15 protein-coding genes and 2 pseudogenes are annotated in these 18,396 nt (G+C 63.9%); 4 read left to right on the top strand and 13 right to left on the bottom strand.

Annotation, left to right across the window (positions count from 1 at the left end):
• Positions 1–83 precede the first annotated feature (83 nt).
• Positions 84–1,010, top strand: a complete 927-nt coding sequence (locus AB3G88_RS16990; protein ID WP_112196056.1) for a 2-hydroxyacid dehydrogenase — start codon at positions 84–86, stop codon at positions 1,008–1,010.
• 192 nt (positions 1,011–1,202) lie between these two features.
• Here the strand turns inward: AB3G88_RS16990 and AB3G88_RS16995 are convergent, their stop codons facing one another.
• The 12 genes from AB3G88_RS16995 to AB3G88_RS17050 form a co-directional block, all read right to left on the bottom strand.
• On the bottom strand, positions 1,203–2,288 hold the full coding sequence (locus AB3G88_RS16995; protein WP_480450835.1) for a tartrate dehydrogenase: 1,086 nt from the start codon (positions 2,286–2,288) through the stop codon (positions 1,203–1,205).
• A gap of 14 nt (positions 2,289–2,302) precedes the next feature.
• Positions 2,303–3,763: an NAD-dependent succinate-semialdehyde dehydrogenase gene (locus AB3G88_RS17000; protein WP_480450837.1), complete on the bottom strand. Its 1,461-nt coding sequence runs from the start codon at positions 3,761–3,763 to the stop codon at positions 2,303–2,305.
• A gap of 118 nt (positions 3,764–3,881) precedes the next feature.
• Entirely contained in the window at positions 3,882–5,039 is a 1,158-nt protein-coding gene (gene argE, locus AB3G88_RS17005) for an acetylornithine deacetylase (RefSeq protein ID WP_480450839.1), read from the bottom strand.
• Positions 5,036–6,190, bottom strand: a complete 1,155-nt coding sequence (locus AB3G88_RS17010; RefSeq protein WP_112196059.1) for an NAD(P)/FAD-dependent oxidoreductase — start codon at positions 6,188–6,190, stop codon at positions 5,036–5,038. Before AB3G88_RS17010 ends, argE begins: the two co-directional genes overlap by 4 nt.
• The gene (locus AB3G88_RS17015) at positions 6,187–7,566 is read right to left on the bottom strand and encodes an FAD/NAD(P)-dependent oxidoreductase (protein ID WP_480450842.1); all 1,380 of its coding nucleotides are present in this window, start codon (positions 7,564–7,566) and stop codon (positions 6,187–6,189) included. The genes AB3G88_RS17010 and AB3G88_RS17015 overlap by 4 nt, the downstream gene beginning before the upstream one ends.
• Positions 7,548–7,856: a (2Fe-2S)-binding protein gene (locus AB3G88_RS17020; RefSeq protein WP_099586566.1), complete on the bottom strand. Its 309-nt coding sequence runs from the start codon at positions 7,854–7,856 to the stop codon at positions 7,548–7,550. Before AB3G88_RS17020 ends, AB3G88_RS17015 begins: the two co-directional genes overlap by 19 nt.
• Complete coding sequence (locus AB3G88_RS17025) at positions 7,853–9,694, bottom strand: ABC transporter ATP-binding protein (protein ID WP_480450844.1); 1,842 nt, start codon at positions 9,692–9,694, stop codon at positions 7,853–7,855. Before AB3G88_RS17025 ends, AB3G88_RS17020 begins: the two co-directional genes overlap by 4 nt.
• A gap of 1 nt (position 9,695) precedes the next feature.
• Positions 9,696–10,571, bottom strand: a complete 876-nt coding sequence (locus AB3G88_RS17030) for an ABC transporter permease (RefSeq protein ID WP_480450846.1) — start codon at positions 10,569–10,571, stop codon at positions 9,696–9,698.
• Complete coding sequence (locus AB3G88_RS17035) at positions 10,568–11,524, bottom strand: ABC transporter permease (RefSeq protein ID WP_099586563.1); 957 nt, start codon at positions 11,522–11,524, stop codon at positions 10,568–10,570. The genes AB3G88_RS17030 and AB3G88_RS17035 overlap by 4 nt, the downstream gene beginning before the upstream one ends.
• A 13-nt stretch (positions 11,525–11,537) precedes the next feature.
• On the bottom strand, positions 11,538–13,175 hold the full coding sequence (locus AB3G88_RS17040; protein WP_480450849.1) for an ABC transporter substrate-binding protein: 1,638 nt from the start codon (positions 13,173–13,175) through the stop codon (positions 11,538–11,540).
• Between the two features lie 95 nt (positions 13,176–13,270).
• A complete protein-coding gene (locus tag AB3G88_RS17045; protein ID WP_099586561.1) occupies positions 13,271–14,545 on the bottom strand; it encodes an NAD(P)/FAD-dependent oxidoreductase in 1,275 nt (424 codons plus the stop codon).
• 19 nt (positions 14,546–14,564) lie between these two features.
• A complete protein-coding gene (locus tag AB3G88_RS17050; RefSeq protein ID WP_099586560.1) occupies positions 14,565–15,233 on the bottom strand; it encodes a haloacid dehalogenase type II in 669 nt (222 codons plus the stop codon).
• Between the two features lie 1,129 nt (positions 15,234–16,362).
• Here AB3G88_RS17050 and AB3G88_RS17055 point away from each other — a divergent pair.
• Together AB3G88_RS17055 and AB3G88_RS17060 are read left to right on the top strand one after the other, a co-directional pair.
• Positions 16,363–17,214, top strand: coding sequence for a GNAT family N-acetyltransferase (locus tag AB3G88_RS17055; RefSeq protein ID WP_480450852.1), 852 nt, complete (start codon positions 16,363–16,365; stop codon positions 17,212–17,214).
• A 22-nt stretch (positions 17,215–17,236) separates the two neighbouring features.
• Positions 17,237–17,950, top strand: a complete 714-nt coding sequence (locus AB3G88_RS17060) for a cupin domain-containing protein (RefSeq protein ID WP_480450854.1) — start codon at positions 17,237–17,239, stop codon at positions 17,948–17,950.
• A gap of 8 nt (positions 17,951–17,958) precedes the next feature.
• Here the strand turns inward: AB3G88_RS17060 and AB3G88_RS17065 are convergent.
• Positions 17,959–18,192 (bottom strand): annotated as a pseudogene (locus tag AB3G88_RS17065) (LysR substrate-binding domain-containing protein); the annotation flags it as partial.
• Between AB3G88_RS17065 and AB3G88_RS17070 the strand changes: the two are divergent.
• Positions 18,133–18,342, top strand: a pseudogene (locus tag AB3G88_RS17070) (sarcosine oxidase subunit beta); the annotation flags it as partial. The pseudogenes AB3G88_RS17065 and AB3G88_RS17070 sit on opposite strands and share 60 nt — an antisense overlap.
• Positions 18,343–18,396: the final 54 nt, after the last annotated feature.

The raw sequence follows: 18,396 nt of genomic DNA on the forward strand, positions 1-18,396 counted from the left end.
CTGTTTTGCCCTGGCCTTTCAACAGATCCTGCGCCGGGCTTTGGGCGATCATGAGCGTCTCCTTTATCCAGCAGGAACTCCCCATGGCCTTGCTCTACAAAGCCGATCCGGTGCGCGGCAAACACTGGCAGGCACTGTTCGCCGAACACGCCCCCGACATCGAGTGGCGCGCCTGGCCCGACATCGGCAACCCCGCAGACATCGAATACCTCGCCGCCTGGCAAGCGCCGGACGATGTGGCGCAATTGCTGCCCAACCTGAAGGTGTTGTTTGCGTTGTCGGCCGGGGTCGATCAACTCGACCTGTCCCGCCTGCCGCCGGAACTCCCGGTGGTGCGCCTGCTGGATCCGGGCATTACCCGTGGCATGTGCGAATACGCCAGCTGGGCGGTGCTCAGTGTGCACCGGGACATGCTGCGTTACCGTCAGCAGCAGGTTGCGCGTTGCTGGCAGGGGCACCTGTTGCAACCGGCGGCGAACCGGCGCGTGGGGGTGATGGGGCTGGGGGCGCAGGCGCAGCAGATTCTGGCGACGTTGGCGCCACTGGGGTTTGCGCTGTCGGGGTGGGCGCGCAGCGTTCATCAACTGGCGGGTGTGGAATGTTACGCGGGCGAGGCGCAGTTGCCGGCGTTTCTGGGCCAGTGCGATATTTTGTTGTGTGTGCTGCCGTTGACGGAGCAGACCCGAGGGATTCTGGATCGCCGCCTGTTTGAGCAACTCCCCCGAGGTGCGGCGCTGATCAACATGGGCCGTGGAGGGCATCTGGTCGAAGCGGATTTGCTGGAGGCGCTGGGGAGTGGGCAATTGAGTGGCGCGGTGCTGGATGTGCTGCAAGAGGAACCGGCGCCGGCCGAGCATCCGTTCTGGGATCATCCGCAGATTGTGCTGACGCCGCATATTGCGGCAATGACCCAGCCGGCGAGTGCGTTTTGGGGGTTGCTGGAGGATATTCGGCGTCATCAACGGGGGCAGGATATGCTGGGTGAGGTGGATCGGGTACGGGGGTATTGATCCGTTATTTAGCTAGCGGCCAGCGTGTTTTTTGACGGGGCGCCTGAGGTCAGAATCAAAAGCAGATCACAAGCCAGAGCCGAATCACATCTTCCTGAAAATGGAGATTCAAATGTGGGAGGGGGCTTGCCCCCTCCCACATTTTTAACCGAGGACGCCGGGTTGGCCGTTACCCAAACAACGGATATGTATTCATTCAACCAGCCCCCCGGCAATCGCAACCCCAACCTCCCGAGTCGAGCCAACGCCCCCCAGATCCGGCGTAACCACCCCGGAAGCAATCACCTCTTCGATCGCCCGCAAAATCCCATCATGCGCCGCCCGATACCGCGCATCGCCATTCCCCAGAAAATCCAGCATCAACGCCCCCGACCAGATCATCGCAATCGGATTCGCAATGCCCTGCCCATAAATATCCGGCGCCGAACCATGCACCGGCTCGAACAACGACGGAAACCGGCGCTCCGGATCCAGGTTCGCCGACGGCGCGATGCCAATCGTCCCCGCACACGCGGGGCCCAAATCGGACAGGATGTCGCCAAACAGATTCGACGCCACCACCACATCAAACCGGTCCGGCTGCAGCACAAACCGCGCACACAGAATATCGATGTGCTGCTTGTCCCAGCTCACCTCGGGATAGTTCGCCGCCATCAACGCCGTGCGTTCGTCCCAATACGGCATGCTGATGGAAATCCCGTTGGACTTGGTCGCCGCCGTCAGTTTTTTACGCGGGCGGGTCTGGGCCAGGTCGAAGGCGAACTTGAGGATGCGGTCCACACCGCGCCGGGTGAACACCGATTCCTGCAGTACGAATTCATGGTCGGTGCCTTCAAACATCTTGCCGCCCACCGACGAATACTCGCCCTCGGTGTTCTCACGGATCACCACGAAGTCGATGTCCCCCGGTTCACGCCCGGCCAGCGGGCACGGCACGCCGGGGAACAGCCGCACCGGGCGGATGTTGACGTACTGGTCGAAGTCGCGGCGGAACTTGAGCAGCGAGCCCCATAGCGAGATGTGGTCCGGGACTTTATCCGGCCAGCCCACCGCGCCGAAGTAGATCGCGTCGAAGCCCTTGAGCTGTTCGAACCAGTCATCGGGCATCATCTGCCCGTGTTCCAGGTAGTAATCACAGTGGGCCCAGTCGAGCACGTCGATGCTCAGGTTCAAGTCCCAGATTCTGGCCGCTTGTTCCAATACCCGCAGCCCTTCGGGCAACACTTCCTTGCCAATCCCGTCGCCGGCAATCGCGGCGATTCTGAATGCTCTAGTCATGCTGCATACCCCTTTCAGTTCAACCCGCCAATGTGGAAAGCCTTGACCTCAAGGTACTCATCCAGCCCGTATTTGCTGCCTTCACGCCCCAGCCCCGACTGTTTGATGCCGCCGAACGGCGCAACTTCCATGGAAATGATCCCGGTGTTGAGCCCGACCATGCCGAACTCCAGTGCCTCACCGAACCGCCACGAACGCTGCATATCCTGGGTGAAATAGTAGGCGCCGAGGCCATAGGGCGTGGCATTCGCCAGGGCTAGCGCCTCGGCCTCGTCAGTAAAGCGCATCAGCGGCGCCACCGGGCCGAAGGTTTCTTCATTGGCCAGCAGCATCTCGGCGTGGCAGTTGCCGAGTACCGTGGGTTGCACGAACTGGCTGTCGCCCGTGGGGATAGCGCCGCACAGCAGGGTCGCGCCCTGGCTCAGGGCATCGTCGATGTGCCGCGCCACTTTGTTCACCGCCGCCGGGTTGATCAACGGGCCGATGGTCACGCCGTCTCCCAGCCCATTGCCGACTTTGAGCTTGCTTACCTCTTCCACCAGACGCGCGGCGAAACGCGCGTAGATACCGTTCTGCACCAGGATGCGGTTGGCGCACACGCAGGTTTGCCCGGCGTTGCGGAATTTGCTGATCATCACCCCGGCAACCGCCTGTTCCAGGTCGGCGTCATCGAACACCACAAAGGGGGCGTTGCCGCCCAGTTCCAGGCTCAGGCGCTTGATGTGCTCGGCGCTCTGGCGCATCAGCAAGCGGCCGACAGCGGTGGAGCCGGTGAAGGAAATCTTGCGCACCACCGGGCTGCCGGTCAGGGCCTCGCCGATGCCGGCGGGCAGCCCAGTGATCACATTGAAGACGCCAGCGGGGATGCCCACGCGCTCGGCCAGTACCGCCAGGGCCAGCGCCGAAAGCGGTGTGAGGTCCGAGGGTTTGACGATGATCGGGCACCCGGCGGCCAACGCCGGGGCGCACTTGCGGGTGATCATCGCGTTGGGGAAATTCCATGGGGTGATGGCGGCGCACACGCCCACCGGTTGCTTCAACGTCAGCAGACGGCGATCGCCGCCGGGCGCCGGCATGGTTTCACCGTAGACCCGGCGCGCTTCCTCGGCGAACCATTTGACGAACCCGGCGCCGTAGCGCACTTCGCCCTTGGCTTCGTTAAGCGGCTTGCCCTGTTCCCAGGTCATGATCAGCGCAAGGTCGTCGAGGTTGTCGAGCATCGCCTGGTACCAGCGCTCCAGCAGCGCCGCCCGTTCGGCGGCCGGGCGTGCGCGCCAGGCGGGCCAGGCCCGTTCGGCGGCGGCGATGGCGCGGTGGGTGTCCACCGCGTCCATGGCGGGCACCCGTGCCAGCAGGTGGCCGGTGGCGGGGTCGTGGATGTCCAGGGTGGCACCGCTGTCGGCGGCGATCCACTGGCCGTCCACATAGGCGAGTTCAGCCAACAGGCTGGGGTCTTGCAAGCGGGTGGTGAGCATGGTCGAGATCCTGATCCGAGACACGCTCCAGTCTAGGGAGGTGCCACGGGCGAGGATGCCGAAAGCGCGGATACAGCAGCGTGCCGTGCTGAAATTACGCCCAGGACGGCAGGCTCTGCTAGGCCTTCAACGAGCCGAGCAATCCTTGCAAAAAGCGCTCGCCGGCGTCCATCTGGCTGATCTCGATAAACTCGTCGGGCTTGTGCGCCTGCTCGATGGAGCCCGGCCCGCAGACCACCACCGGCACGTCCAGGCGCTGCTTGAACAGGCCACCCTCGGTGCCGAACGAGACCTTGGACGTGCCGGTGTCCGGCGCGGCGAATTGCTTGAGAAAACGCACCGCTTCGACACTCGGATGGGTATCCAGGCCTGGGTAGACGTTGACGGTTTCAATCTCGATGGCCGCCACGCTGGACAGCTTCTGCGCCTCCCGCACGATGACTTCGGCGCGCTCGCGCATCTGCTCCAGAAACTGATCCAGGTCATCGGCGGGCAAGTTGCGCACTTCGAAATCCAGGGTGCACAGGTTAGGCACGATATTCAGCGCTTTACCGCCGACGATCTGTCCCACGTGCACGGTGCTGTAGGGCACGTCGTAGTCGGTATCCTGGGCGCCATGGCGTTGCAGTTGCTGCTGGCTGTCGCGCAGGGCGGCGATAAAGTCGCAGGCCACATGGATGGCATTGACCGAACGCGGCGCCAGCGACGAATGCGCCTCCAGGCCACGGCAGTAGGTGCGGTAGGAACCCTTGCCCTTGTGCCCGAGCACGAACTGCATATTGGTCGGCTCGCCGATCACACACAGAAACGGTCGCACCGGCGCCAGATGCAGCACATCGAGCAAGCGCCGCACGCCGACGCAGCCGATCTCCTCGTCATGGGACAAGGCCAGTTGCAGCGGGCGGTTCAAGGGATGCTCGGCAGCATCGAGCATGGCGTCGATGGCCAGCGCGATAAAACCCTTCATGTCACAACTGCCGCGCCCGTAGATGCGCCCGTCCTTCACGGTGGCCGCGAACGCGGGAAAGGTCCACGCCTGCCCCGCCGCCGGCACCACGTCGGTGTGCCCGGAGAGCAACACGCCAGGCTGGTTCTTGGGCCCGGTGCTGGCAAACAGGTTGGCCTTCTTGCCGCTCTCGTCCTTGACGATCAGCGACTCGATGCCTTTGGTCAGCAGCAGGTCGCGCACATACTCGATGAGGGCCATGTTCGACTCGGACGACACCGTGTCGAAGGCCATGAGTGTTTTCAGGATGTCCAGTACGCGGGGTTTCATGAGGCCTGGCTCCGTTGTTCGGCAGGTAAGGCAAAACGGCTGATGGAAAACGGCGCAATCGGCGTGCTGGTACTGCCGGTGGCGAGCAGTTCGGCCATCACATCACCGACGCCGGGGCCGAGCTGGAAGCCATGGCCGCAAAAGCCAAAGGCATAGAACAGCCCGTCGACGGTGCCGCTGGGGCCCATCACCGGCAGCGAGTCCGGCAGGTAGCCTTCGATGCCGCTCCACACGCGGATGATATTCAGGTTGCCAACCCCCGGCAGCAAGCGGCGCATCTGGCTGATCTGGTTGAGGATACTGCGCGGCTCCACATAGGCGCGGCGGTTTTGCATGTCCGGTTTGCTGCGATAACCACCGCCGATGACGATATTGCCGCGTGGGATCTGGCGGAAGTAGATCACTTCCTCGGGGATCTTGGTGTACACGCCGATCACTGTGGGCAAGGCGTAGGGCACCGGTTCGGTCACCGCCATCTGCGGGCCGTGGGTGTCCAGAGGCACCGGTTCGCCGAACTGCGCCGAGAGTTTCTGGCCCCAGGCGCCGGCCGTGATCAGCAGTTGCGCGGCCTGGAACTGGCGGCCGTCGGTGGTGGTGATATGGAAATCTGCGCCGAGTTTTTGCACCTCGGCGACTTCGGTGCGCTCTTCAATCCGGGCGCCCAGGCGAATGGCGGCGCGGGCAAAGGCCGGTGCCGCCAGGCGCGGGTTGGCATGGCCGTCGTGGGGCGCGTAGGAGCCGCCCTTCACGTCCGGGCCCAGGAAACCGAAGCGCTGACGCAACTCGGCGCCGCGATAGATCTTCAGGTCCAGCTGTTCAGCTTCCGGCGCGGCGGCATAGGCTTGCAGCTCGGCGATTTCGTCTTCGCGATAACACACGCGCATATGCCCGCTGGGGATGAATTCCAGGTCATCGTCGATCAGTTCCGGCAGGCGTTTCCACAGCGCCCAGGAGCGGTTGGCCAAGGCCAGTTGCCCGAGGAAACGCCCTTGGCGGCGCACGTTGCCGAAGTTGACGCCGCTGGCGTACTGGCCGATCTGGTCGCGCTCCAGCAGGATCACCGACTGCCCGCGACGGCGCAGGAAAAACGCGGTCGCCGAGCCCATCAGGCCGCCGCCGACAATCACCACATCGGCTTTTTGCACACTCATAGCGACACCTCCTCGGTGTTCAGCATCGACAGCGGTTTGACCGGCGCCTGGCCGCGCTGGCGGCCGACGTCCTGTACCTGCACGCCTGCCGCAGCCGCGATCACTTCGGCGCCCGCCTGGGAGCAATAACGGCCCTGGCAGCGGCCCATGCCGACCCGGCTGAATGCCTTGGCACGGTTGACTTCGCAGGCGCCCTTTTCGTTCACGGTACGACGCAGTTCGCCGGCGCTGATCATTTCGCAGCGGCACACAATGGCGCTGTCCGGCAGTGCCTTGGCCTGTTCGCTGGGCCACGGGAACGCCTGGGCCAGGCCGAGACGGAATTGGTCCATCACCGCCAGGGCCTGCTGTTGTTGCTCACGCAGCACCTTATCCACCGGTTGCTGTAAATCCTCCAACAGCGCCAACGCCACCAGGCGTCCGGCGTGCTCGGCGGCGTCGGCGCCACGGATTTTCGAGCCGTCACCGGCCGCATACACGCCTTTCACCGAGGTGCGCCCGGCGTCGTCGGTGGCCAGCCACCACTGGCTCGACGCCTGATCAAAAGCCATGGCGCAGCCGGCCAGGTCGCCCAACTGGGTTTCCGGGCGCAGGTGATACCCCAGCGCCACGGCATCGGCCTGCACGGTTTCGGTCCGCCCGTTGCCGGTGCTGAAGCGCACGCCCATCACGCCATTGGCGGCATCGCCCAGCACCTGCAGCGGCTTGATTCCCACGTGCACCGCGACCTTGGCCCGATACAGTTGCGCCAACAATTTGATCCCGGTGAACAGCAATCCCGGCCGCGCCAGCAGCTTGGGCAAGGCCTTGATCCGCAGGCTTATCGGCGCGGTATCCAGCACCGCCGCCACCGTGGCACCGGCTTTCACATACTGGCTTGCCACCAGATACAGCAGCGGCCCGCTGCCCATGAACACCACGCGGTGACCGATGGACACGGCCTGGTTTTTCAGCGCGATCTGCGCGCCGCCGAGGCTGTAGGTGCCCGCCAGTTGCCAGCCATCGATGGGCATCAAGCGGTCGGTGGCGCCGGTGCAGAGGATCAGCGCGTCGTAGTCCACGGTGCTGTGGCGGCCCTGGCTGACGCAGCACAATTGCCCCGGCGTGAGGTTCCACACCAGGGTGTCGGGGCGGTAGTCGATGGCGTCGCGCAGGCGGTCGAAACTCTGGTGCAGGTCCTGCGCCTTGGCCGCTTCGCTGCCGTACAAGGTGGCGTAGTCGCGGGTGAAGCCCTGGGGCTGGCGACGGTAGATCTGCCCGCCGTCGCGGCGGTTTTCATCAATGACAATCGGGCGGATACCGGCGGCCAGCAGGGTTTCGGCGCAACGCACGCCGGCAGGTCCGGCACCCACAATGACTACCCGTGCAGTGGCCATGTCGCCTCCGGTTGTGTGGTGACAATGTCCAGCCCGTCACGGACTTCATTGGAACAGGCACGCAGGCGTTCGCCCGAGCGGGTCCACACCCAGCAGTCCTGGCAGGCGCCCATCAGGCAGAAACCGGCGCGGCGGCCGCTGTCGAATTCGGACTGGCGCAAGGCCGTGCCCCGGGTCAGCAGCGCGACCATCAGGGTATCGCCCTGCAAAGCTTCGATGGGTGCACCATCCACGGTCAGGCTGACCGTCGGCCGGCCCTGTTCGGCCAGCCTCACAAAACGCCCGTTCATGCATAAGCTCCCAAGATCATGGTAGAGGCGCCCTGCTGGATGTTCAGCAATTGAGCGCTGTCGTGATGGCAGAGGATTTCACTGCCGTTGTCCAGGTGGCGACGGTTCGGCGCGGTGCGGTTGCACAGGCCGTCGATCCGCACCGGGCAGCGGTTGAGGAAGGTACACAGTTCCGGCACATTGGCCCGCGCGCCGATCGGCGGCAGCTCGCTGCACGTTGTGCCACAGTTTTCCAGCCAACCCTGGCGCAACTCGGGCACCGAGTGGATCAACAGGTCGGTGTAGGGATGGAACGGTGCCTCGGCAAACGACTGGCGGCTGCCGGCCTGCACCTTGTGGCCGCTGTACATCACCACAATGTCGTCGCACAGCGCCCGCACGGTGGAGATGTCGTGGCTGATAAACAGGTAGGACACGCCCAGTTGCTGGCGCAGGTCGCGCAGCAGTTCGAGGATCGCCGCGCCGACCACGGTGTCGAGGGCCGAGGTGACTTCATCGCACAGGATCAGATCCGGTTTGGCCGCCAGCGCCCGGGCCAGGTTGACCCGCTGTTTTTGCCCGCCGGACAGTTCGTTGGGGCGTCGTTCGGCCAGGTCACGCGGCAGGCGCACCAGGTCGAGCAGTTCGCCGATGCGCGCCTGCAACGCGGCGCCTTTGAGGCCGAAGTACATCTTCAGCGGTCGGCTGAGGATGGTTGCCACACTGTGCATCGGGTTGAGCGCGGTGTCGGCGTTCTGGAACACCATCTGGATCCGCCGAAATTGCTCCGGGGTGCGTGCGGACAGGCTGGCGCCCAAGGGTTGTCCGTCAAAGGTCAGACCGCCGAGGGCCGGGGTCAACAGCCCGGCGACCACCCGCGCCAGGGTCGACTTGCCCGAGCCCGACTCGCCGATCACACCGATGGCCTGGCCACGGCGCACGGTGAGGTCGATGTCTTCGAGCACGCGGATCGCCGGCATGCCGTGCAGGTTCTTGTTGCCGTAGCCAGCGGTGAGGCCGCTGATGGTCAGCAAAGGCGCGTCTTCAGCCACCCCGCAAGGCGGACGAATCGTCGTGTCGGGCCGCGCCGCCGCCAGCAGGCTGCGGGTATAGGCGTGGGCCGGGGCCTGGAGCAGCGGCGCGGTGGCGCTCTGTTCGAGGATCTGGCCGCCGTTGAGCACCACGATCTGGTCGGCCATCTGCGCCACCACCGCCAGGTCGTGGGACACATACACCGCCGTGGCGCCGCGCTCGCGCACCACGCGCTTGAAGGCGCGCAGCACGTCGATCTGGGTGGTCACGTCCAGCGCCGTGGTCGGCTCGTCGAGCACCACCAGCAGCGGATCGCTGATCAGCGCCATTGCGGCCATCACCCGTTGCAGTTGCCCGCCGGAGACCTGGTGCGGGTAGCGCTGGCCGATGTGTTCGGGATCCGGCAGCGCAAGGTCGTGGAACAGGCCGATGGCCTTGGCCTGCAAGTCGGCGCGGGTGCCGAGGCCGTGGATCAGGGCGCCCTCCACCACTTGGTCGATGAGCTTTTTCGCTGGGTTAAAGGCCGCTGCCGCGCTTTGCGCGATATAGGACACGCGATTGCCGCGCAGGCCTTGCAGCTGTTTTTCGCTGAGGGCGAGCATGTCGTGTTCACCGACCTGCACCACTCCGCCGGACAACCGGCAGCCACGCCGCGCATACCCCAGCAACGCCAGGGCGATGGTGGTCTTGCCCGAGCCGGACTCGCCAATCAGCGCCAGCACTTCACCTTTTTGCAGGGCAAAGCTCACGCCCTTGACGATTTCCACCTCGCCGCGCTCGCCACAGGCGACCACGCGCAGGTCTTCGACGCGAATCAATTCGGTCATTTCAATGGCCTCCCGAGCGTCGACTATGTCGGGACGACAGATAGTCGATCAGCAGATTCACGCCGATGGTCAGCGTGCCGATGGCCAGCGCCGGAATGATGATGGCCAGCGCGCCCTGGCTGAGGCCGCCGATGTTTTCCCGCACCAGGGAGCCGAGGTCGGCATCGGGCGGTTGCACGCCCAGGCCGAGGAAACTCATGCCGCTGAGCAACAGCACGATGTAGCCGAAACGCAGGCCCAGGTCAGTCAATACCGGGTTGAGCATATTCGGCAGGATCTCCATGCACGCCACATACAGCCGGCTCTCGCCACGGGTACGCGCGACCTGCACATACTCCAGGGCCTCGATGTTGACCGCCATGCTGCGGGCGACGCGGAACGAGCCGGGGATATAACTGATCACGGCCGTACAGATCAGCAGCGTTACCGATGAACCAAAGGCCGAGACCATGATCAACGCCAGCATTTTGCTGGGGATCGAGATAAAGGCGTCCATGATGCGGCTGATGATTTCGTCCAGCCACTTGGGCGAGACCACTGACAACAGCGCACACCCGGTGCCCAAGGTGCTGGCCAGCAATGCCGCCACCAGTGCCAGCCCGACGGTGAACCGCGCGCCCACCATCACCCGGCTGAGCATGTCGCGGCCCAGGTAATCGGTGCCGAACGGGTGCGCCAGGCTGAAGCCTTCAAAGATGTTATCGGACACCACCTCACCCACCGGATGGGGGGCAAGCCACGGACCCAGCAGTGCCACCAGCAGCCAGGTGACGCACACCACGCCGCCCACCAGCCCCAGCCACGACGGGCCACTGGAGACCTTGGCGAGCGCCAGGGCAGAGGAAACGGGCTTGGACTTCGCAATGAGCGTATTCATTGGTTTCTCAGCCTCGGATTGGACAGGATCGCGCACAGGTCGGCGAGCAGCACCAGGCCCAGGTAGGCCGCGCAAAACAACATGGTGCACGCCTGCACCAGCGCCATGTCGCGGTTGGTTACAGCATCGACCATCAAGCTGGCGATGCCGGGGTAGTTAAAGATGGTTTCGACGATCACCACACCGCCCAACAGGTAAGACAGGCTCAGGGCGATGGCATTGGCAATCGGCCCGATGGCATTGGGCAAGGCATGGCGCAGCACGATACGTATCGGACTGACGCCTTTGAGGCGGGCCATTTCCACGTAGGGGCTGTCGAGTTGGTCGATCACCGCGGCGCGGGTCATGCGCGCCATTTGCGCGATGATCACGCAGCACAGCGTCATCACCGGCAAGGCATAGGTGCGCATGAATTGCAGCGGTGAGCTGATGTCACTGGCATACGAGAGTGCCGACAGCCAACCGAGGTTGACCGCGAAAATCAGGACCGCCAGGGTTGCCACCAGAAATTCAGGCACCGCGACCATCGCCAGGGTGACGAAGCTCAGGCAACTGTCGATGCGCCCGCCCCGGCCCATCGCCGAACCGATGCCGAGTATCAGTGCCACCGGCACCGAGACCAGCGCCGTGGCGCCCGCCAGCATCAAGGTGTTGGGCACCCGGCCCGCCATCAGCTCACCCACCGGCATGGCGTTGGAGACCGACACGCCCATGTCGCCGGTGAGCAGGCTCATCAACCAGTGCAGGTAACGCAACACACCGGGCTGGTCCAACCCCAGTTGCAGGCGCAGCGCCGCCACCTGTTCCGGGGTGGCGAACTGGCCCAGGGCTTGTTGCGCCGCGTCCCCTGGCAGTACCGCCGTGATCGCGAACACGACCATGGACACGATCAACAAGGTCACGACCCCGGCGCCCAGGCGCCGGCCGATCAACCACAGTGTATTGCTGTTCATCGCACCGCCCTCCTCAAGCGTCCAACCACACCTGCTCGGCGAACATGTAGCCCATGAAGCCGCCCAGCGGATTGCTGTCGTAGCCCTTGATGCGCTGGTCCACGCCATCGATGTTGCTGATGAACACCGGGATGCCGATACCCGCGTGGTCATGCACCAGGGTCTGCATGTCGGCGTACATCCTGGCGCGCTTGGCGTCGTCGGTTTCGCCGCGTGCCAGCATCAGCAATTGGTCGAACTGATCGTTCTGCCAGCCGGACTCGTTCCACGGCGCCTTGGACTGGAAGAACTGCGAGAACATCACGTCGGCGTTGGGCCGTGGGTTGATGTTGCCGAAGCTCAACGGGTGCTTCATCCAGTGGTTGGACCAGTAGCCATCGCTGGGCAGGCGGTTCACGTCGAGCTTGAGCCCGGCCTGTTTCGCCGATTGCTGCAACAACACGGCGATGTCCACCGAACCGGTCGCGGCGGGCGACGCCATCAGCGGCATGGTGATGCTTTCCATACCGGCTTTTTTCAGCAGGAACTTGGCTTTTTCCGGGTCGTAGACCGTCTGCGGCAGGTCGGTGTTGAAGTAACGCGAACCCGGCGCAATCGGCTGGTCATTACCCACCACCGCAAAGCCACGGAACACTGCGGACTTGACCTGTTCACGGTCCAGCAGCAGTTTCATGGCCTGGGTGAATTCCGGGCTTTTGCCGGGCATCTGGTCCTGGCGGATGATCAAGTCAGTGTAGTTGCCCGACGGCGCATCGACGACGCGGTGTTTGGCACTGGCCTTGATGCGCGTGGTGGAGCGCGGGTTGACCTCGTTGATCATGTGCACGTCGCCGGACAGCAGCGCGTTGACCCGCGACGGCTCGTCGCCGATGGCGATGAATTCGATCTCGTCGAGGTACGGCAGGCCCGGTTTCCAGTAGTTCTTGTTGCGCACCGCAATCGAACGCACGCCCGGCTTGAACTCGCCGACCGTGAACGGCCCGGTGCCGATGCCTTTGTTGAAGTCGGTGGTGCCTTCGGGAACGATCAGCAGGTGCGACACGGCGAGGATCGACGGCAACTCGGCGTTGGGTGCACTGAGGCGGATCTGCACTTCGCTGGGCCCGCTGGCCTTGATCTCGGTGAACTGCTCCAACAGGGCCATGACCTTGGAACCGGTGATCGGGTCTTTCTGGCGGCTCAGGGAGAACACCACGTCGGCGGCGGTGAGTGGCTTGCCGTTGTGGAAGGTCACGTCCTTGCGCAGGGTGATGGTCCACTGGGTGGCGTCGACATTGTCGATGCGTTCGGCCAGCTCCAGTTGCGGCACCAGGTGCTTATCGAAGCGGGTCAGGCCGTTGTAGAACATGAAATGGCGCACGTAGTCGGTGGACAGCGCGCCCTTGGCCGGGTCGAGGGTGTCGGCGGTGGAACTGGACATACCCGCCACGCGGATCTTGCCGCCCGGCTTGCCCTTGCCGTCCACCGCGCCTTCATCGGCAAACAGCTTGCCGGCGGCACCGAACAGGCTGCCCGCCCCGGCGGCGGCCACACCGGCCACGCCGAGCATCTGCAGGGCGTTGCGGCGCGACATGCCACGATTGAGACCTTCGAAAATCCGCAGGCTGTCCTGGCCGGAAATGAGGTCGGGGGTGTTTTTGTTGTCAGTCATAGCAAGGCTACCTGTCGATAATCGGAAGAATCGAGTGCTCACGGATGTCCGGAGCGTCCTGGAAACGCAAACGACGGTGACGCAACAACGGCAACTCAGTGCAAATAGTCCTGGAAGCGGTAGTAGGCGCCCACAAAGGGCAAAAACCAGGGCTTGCCGAAATGCCCGGGAATCGCCGGCCATTCCAGTTCGCGCCACGGGTTGGCGGCGGCATTGCCGGCCATGACCTCGGCCATCACCTGGCCCATGTGCACCGACATCTGCACGCCATGGCCGCTGTAGCCCATGGAATGGAACACGCCGCCATGCTGGCCGGCACGGGGCAGGCGGTCGGACGTCATGTCCACCAGGCCACCCCAGCAGTAGTCGATCTTCACGTGCGCCAACTGCGGGAACATGTTCAACATCGCCGCTTGCAGCACCTTGCCGCTCTTGGCGTCGGAGACGCTGTCGGACATCGCAAACCGCGCACGCCCGCCAAACAGCAGGCGGTTGTCCGGGGTCAGGCGAAAGTAGTTGCCGATCATGCGGCTGGTCACATACGCCCGGTGTTGCGGCAGCAACTGGTCGATGAGCGTCTGGGGCAAGACTTCGGTAGCGATGACAAAACTGCCTACCGGCACGATGCGCCGGCGGTACCAACCCAGGTCGCCGTGCTGGCAGGCGCCGGTCGCCAGCAGGACTTGCCCGGCGTGCAGCGAGCCCTTGGCGGTGTTGACCTGATAACCGCCGGCCTGGGCTTTCCAGTCCCTGACTTCGGTGTGCTCGTGGATCATCGCCCCACGCCGCGCCGCCGCTTCGGCCAAGCCGACACCGAAGCGACCGACATGCATCTGCACGCCGTTGCGTTGCAGCAAGCCGCCATGGAACTGCATCGACCTGACTTCAGCACGGGTCTGTTCGGCATTGAGCAACTCGACCTCGGCATCCACCTCGCGGCGGATCAGCTCACAGGTGCGGGCCAGGCCTTCGTAATGCATAGGCTTGGCCGCCAGCTTGAGCTTGCCGTTGCGCACCAGGTCGCAGGCGATTCCTTCCTGCTCGACCAGCGATACCACGCTCTGCACCGCACTTTCGTAGGCCTGGTAATAGGCTCGCGCCTTGGCCGCACCGAGGCTGGCGTGCAGCCCGGCATAATCCTGGGCCACGCCGGTGTTGCACTGCCCACCGTTGCGCCCCGAGGCCTCGCCGATCACCCGTCCGGCGTCCAGCACCACCACGCTGGCGCCCTTGAGCGCCAACGCCCGCGCCGCCGCAAGGCCGGTGAAACCGCCGCCGACCACAGCCACATCGACCTGCTTGGGTAAGTCACCCAACTGGGCGCCGGTAAACGCCGGTGCGGTGTCGAGCCAATAGGATTCGCTGCCCATGTCTTGCCCCTTGTGTGCGTTACAGGCCGACCAGCGCCGGCAGCCCACCGATATCGGTGATCTGCTGATAGCCGTAGAACGCGTTGCCCGGCACTTCATGGCCCCGGGCAACAAACGCTTTGTTCTTGATCTTCATGTCATGGGCCGGCATCAGGTCATAACGGAAGCTCGAAGACACATGCAAGATGTCTTCCGGACCGCAGTTGAGGTTATCGAGCATGAACTCGAAAGCCGCCAGGCGTGGCTTGTAGGCCTGAGCCTGTTCGGCGGTGAACACCTTGTGAAACGGCGCGCCGAGCTTGTCGACGTTGGACATGATCTGACTGTCGCTGGCATTGGAGAAAATCACCAGGGGGATCTTGTCGGCAATCTTCGACAGACCGGCCGGCACATCGGCGTGAGGGCCCCAGGTGGGTACGGCGTCGTAATAGAGCTGGCCTTCTTCGCGGTAGTCGATGCCCCAACGCTTGCAGGTACGGGCCAGGGCGGTCTTGAGGATTTCGTCATAGGGGCGCCAGTCGCCCATGACCTGGTCGAGGCGGTAGGCGGAGAAGTCCTTGACGAATTGGTCCATCTGCTCGGGTTTGATGCGGTCGGCGAACAGCTCGCGGGTCATGGTGCCCATATGGAAGTTGGTCAGCGTGCCGTAGCAGTCGAACGTAATGAATTTGGGACGAAGAAAGCTCATGGAGTGCGGTCCTGAAGTTCGTTGAGTGTGACAAGGGTTCACTGCCCTGGCGGCGCGTCGGCCTCGTTGCAGCACAGGTTCATTACACCACTGTGAAATCAGCATATGCCGTCTAAAACAGGCTGTGCTCAATACAAACCACCGTTTTGGGGGTTGGGCTCAGCAGAGTTTGCGGTGTGTGCCAGGCTTGGGCGGGGCCTGTGTTTGTGCGCTTTTAGGGGGCTTTGCGGGGTGCGGGGCTTTGGGATGGGGGTTGGGGGCGGCAGAAAGTGTGGTCCACGAATTCAAGCCTGCGTGCGGCCAGCGTGTTTAACGGGCGCCTGAGATCAAGATCACAATCAAAAGCGCAGATCAAAGCAGGCTATGAACTATCTGCCTGATGTATGGAGATCAAAATGTGGGAGGGGGCTTGCCCCCGATGGCGGCCTGACAGCCGACCAGGATGTTGGATCTGACCGAGTACATATCCGTTTCTGCGGTAACGGCTACTTAGGGTTACGCCCTTACGGCGTGTCACTTTTGTAAAGGCACAAAAGTAACCAAAAGGCCACGCCCAACACTCGGCACCTCGCTTAGGCTCGGTGTGCCCGAACACAGGCTTGAATCCGTGGGCCGCCGCCATGCGCCATCCCTGGCGCAGGGCGGCTAACCCGGCGTCCTGCCGGGTTACCCACGGATTCAAGCCTGCGTTCGGCCAGCGTGTTTGACGGGGCGCCTGAGATCAAGATCAAAAGCCAGAGCAACAGCAACAGCAACAGCGTAAAAGCAAGCAGTTGTGTAGATACCTATGCCCCGATGAGGGAGTGTCAGTTGATGCATCTGTAACTGAACCACTGCTATCGGGGGCAAGCCCCCTCCCACATTTGGACCGAGTTCGACTTAAAAACCCGGTCGGCTCTAAAGCTGCCGCGCTCTTGCTTTTGATCTCGAATCGCCCCGTCAACCACGATGACCGGAACCCCATGGCATTTACTACCGCCACCCCACAAGAATTAAGTACGACCTGTGGCCCAACCCCCTCCCCGCCCAAGGAATCTACCGAATATCTCCAGCCCCCTTGCCAGCCTCCAACCCAGGTGGGATACAAGCAACCTGACACCGCACACACACTGCTCTATGGAGGCTCGCCATGTCCGCCCTGCCACACCCCGCTTATGTCTACCGCCCGATGACCGTGGCCGACCTGCCAGCCGCCCACGCCCTGTCGGTGCAACTCAAATGGCCCCACCGCCTGGAAGACTGGGCGATGTTGCAACGGGTCAGCGATGGCTTCGTGGTAATCGACGGCGAGCGGTTGATTGGCAGCGCGTTCACCTGCCCCCAGGGCGATTACGCCACCATTGGCCTGGTGATCGTCAGCAATGACTACCAGGGCCAGGGCATCGGTCGCCGGTTGATGGAACAGGCCATTGCCGCTTGCGGGGCACGCACGCCGGTGCTCAATGCGACCCTCGCGGGTGCGCCGCTGTATGCCAGCCAAGGCTTTGTCGAGTTCGGTCACGTGCAACAACACCAGGGCCAGGTGCAAGTGCCCGAGCGGCCAACCCTGGCCGAGGGCGAAAGCTGTCGTGCACTGAATGCTGATGACCACACTGCCCTGCTTGCGCTCGCCAAGGCCGCCAGCGGGCTGGACCGGCGTGGCGTGCTGCGCGACCTGCAGGTAGAAGACGCCGTGGGTATCGAGCGCGACGGTCAGTTGCGCGGCTTCGCCCTGCTGCGACCGTTTGGGCGCGGACGCTGCATCGGCCCGGTGGTCGCCGAAACCATCGATCAGGCCAAGCACCTGATCGCCACCCTGCTCGTTCAGGTACCGGACGCCTTTGTACGCATCGACATTCCCGTCGTCTGCGGCCTCAGCGACTGGCTCGAACAGGCCGGTCTGAAGAACATCGACACCGTCGCGCAGATGGCCAAAGGCACGCCGCCCCAGGCCAGCCAGGGCGTATACCCCTTTGCCCTGATCACCCAGGCCATCGGCTGACTTTTCTACCGGAGCACTCCTCATGTCATCTCCCCAGATCCTGCTGTTGGCGCGCGCCGACGGTAGCCGCGTTGCCACGTCCTTCAACACGGGCGCCCTGAGCGCGCCGGACCCGTTCGGCGACCTCCGCCAGCTCGCCTGGCGAGGCGACGACGGCGTGTCCGCAGGCCTGGTGCCATTTAGCGGCGAAGCCGTGATTGAAGACTTCCCCCACAGCGAAACCCTGGTGGTGCACGCCGGGCATGTGGTGCTCAGCAGCGCTGACCAGACACTGGAACTGGACGTCGGCACCAGCGCGGTGATCGGCCGTGGCACACGCTTGACCGTGCGGGCGAGCGCCGGCAGCGTCTGGGCGTTCTGCGCGGTCGACCGGGCCGATTCCCCCACGTGTCCGGGCCTGACCCTGCTCGACCGGTACACCCTGCTCAACCCTTCTGCGGCACCGGAACCGCAGATCCTGATCGGCCCTACCCCACAGTGCCGTGCCCTCAATCTGTTCGACGATGCCGTGACCGAGTTGCGCATCGGCATCTGGGACTCGACCCCCTACGCCCGCCATGGCCGCCCGCACAAACTGCATGAATTGATGCACCTGCTCGAAGGCAGCGTCACCCTGCAGGACAACAACGGTGGCGAAGTCACGGTCAATACCGGCGATACCGTATTCGTGGCCAAGGGCGCGCCGTGCGCCTGGACCAGCACGGTGTATGTGCGCAAGGTCTACGCCGTCCAATAAGGCCCGGATCAGGCCTTCAGCGCGTCCTCAAGAAACGCCACCAATGCCTGTACGCGCGGGCTGCGAAGCTTGCGCGACGGCACCAGCAGAAGGATCGGTGCGCTGTCAAAGCTCCAGTCCGCCAACACGCGCACCAGGCTGCCGCTGGCCACGGCATCACCGACGTCCCACTGCGAACGCAGCACCAACCCCAAGCCCTGCTCGGCCCAGCGCCGGGCGACGCTGCCATCGTTGCTCAACAAGCCCAGCACCTCGGGGCGCGAATCGAGGAAAAAACCGAAGTCGCCGACGGGCAATTGTTTGTCGCAGAGCAACTGTTGATTACCGCCGGCGCCTGGGCCGCCCGCTTATCCGAACGCTTCGGCGAGCCGGTGCCGCTGGAGCCCAACGGCGGCATCAGCCAATTTGCACGGGTCACGCAAGCAATCGGTCAGGTCGCACAGCCA

The organism is Pseudomonas arvensis (assembly GCF_056688935.1).